This is a genomic window from Paenibacillus plantarum, from assembly GCF_013141695.1.
GTDB classification, from domain to species: Bacteria; Bacillota; Bacilli; order Paenibacillales; family NBRC-103111; genus Paenibacillus_E; species Paenibacillus_E plantarum.
On sequence record NZ_WHNY01000052.1, the window covers coordinates 1 to 577 of the forward strand.

General features: G+C 49.7%; 1 protein-coding gene. It reads left to right on the plus strand.

Annotated features, from left to right (window positions below; translation table 11 throughout):
* The coding region (locus GC096_RS16555; RefSeq protein ID WP_171631682.1) for a hypothetical protein at positions 1-577 on the plus strand (577 nt) is incomplete at both ends.

A 577-nucleotide genomic window follows, 5' to 3' on the forward strand; every position in this document is an offset into this window, starting at 1 on the left:
GCGGAGGTACAGGAAGCTTAGGCGACGCAGCATCAATTACGTGGAATGTTGCGGGAACTGAGATGACGATCACGCTAGGTGGATCTGGTATTGACGTCAAATACGGGGATACACTGACGATTGCAACGGGATCGCTGCGTAACATTGGCGGCGAAGGTGTCAATGGTACTACGGTATCGGCAGTCATTAAAGGTTCATTTGGACAGGGCGTAGCACCAGCGTTAGATGGAACGACACCAGTAATCACACCGTATAATGCCACCAATTATCGCGGAGAGTCGGAAAAACAATACTTTGATTTGAAGTTTGCCGACGCGACGAATAAAGTGCAGAATGACGATTCAACAGCGAACGTGAAGGTGAAAGACGGATCGAACGGGAACGCTGTGGTAGGATTGGGAACAGACGGCAGTGCGGTATGGCAGGATAGCCAAACGCTTCGTGTAACCATCGGCGATGACTCTATCATCCATAAAGGAAACTTTACAGTTGAATACGACGCTGTAGCGGATGGCTTGAAAGATGTGACGAGAGAAATAGATGCAACCGGCACGCTAAGCACATCGTTATCGGGCGC